Source organism: Vibrio sp. 1288, from assembly GCF_033344475.1.
This window is the reverse complement of record NZ_JAWPOX010000145.1, coordinates 1-1,068: the sequence shown is the minus strand read 5'-3', so window position 1 is coordinate 1,068 and position 1,068 is coordinate 1. Positions and strand designations below refer to the sequence as shown.

At 45.5% G+C, this 1,068-nt stretch carries 1 protein-coding gene and 1 pseudogene; both read left to right on the top strand.

The genetic code is table 11. The features are described from left to right. Positions 1-903, top strand: a 903-nt coding sequence (locus R8O11_RS25205) for a ParA family protein (RefSeq protein WP_318194609.1), incomplete at its 5' end; no start/stop codon positions are given. Between the two features lie 7 nt (positions 904-910). Beyond that, positions 911-1,068, top strand: a pseudogene (locus R8O11_RS25200) (chromosome partitioning protein ParB); the annotation flags it as partial.

The window sequence follows — 1,068 nt, the reverse complement described above, 5'->3', positions numbered from 1 at the left end:
AATAAACCATGGATTATCAACGTACAAAACCAAAAAGGTGGTACGGGTAAATCAATGACGGCCGTACATTTGGCTGCTTGTTTGGCGCTTAACCTAGATAAACGCTACCGCATTTGTTTGATTGACTTGGACCCTCAAGGTTCATTACGTCTGTTTTTAAACCCGCAAATCAGTGTGGCTGAGCACGACAACATTTATTCAGCGGTGGACATCATGTTAGGCAACGTGCCTGATGGAGTAGAGATCGACCGCGAATTTTTACACAAGAACGTGCTGTTGCCGACGCAATATCCGAACTTGAAGTCAATCTCCGCATTCCCAGAAGATGCTATGTTTAACGCAGAAGCGTGGCAAACGCTGTCTGAAGACCCATCACTTGATATCGTTCGTCTATTGAAAGAACAGCTTATCGACAAGATTGCGAATGACTTCGATATCATCATGATTGATACCGGTCCGCACGTCGACCCTCTGGTTTGGAATGCGATGTACGCGTCCAATGCACTGTTAATTCCTTGTGCGGCAAAACGTCTAGACTGGGCATCTACGGTTAACTTCTTCCAGCATTTGCCTACGGTTTATGAGATGTTCCCAGAAGATTGGAATGGCTTAGAGTTTGTTCGTCTAATGCCAACCATGTTCGAAGACGACAACAAGAAGCAAGTCTCGGTATTGACGGAAATGAACTATCTGCTTGGTGACCAAGTGATGATGGCAACCATTCCACGTAGCCGTGCATTTGAAACGTGTGCAGACACCTACAGCACTGTGTTTGATTTAACCGTAAGTGATTTCGAAGGCGGCAAGAAGACACTTGCAACCGCTCAAGATGCGGTTCACAAAAGCGCATTGGAATTGGAGCGCGTATTGCACTCTAACTGGCCGTCATTAAATCAGGGGTAAACAGTAAATGGCTTTGAAAACGTCTGAATTAAACGCGAAATTATTTGGTAAAACGAATAAACGTCGAGTAGCGACTCCACAAGAAGCGCAAACGGCAGCAAAAGAAAAAGCGCAAACCATCGAGTTGGCAGTGGCGGGTGAGGGCACGGTTCAGTTTGAATTAGT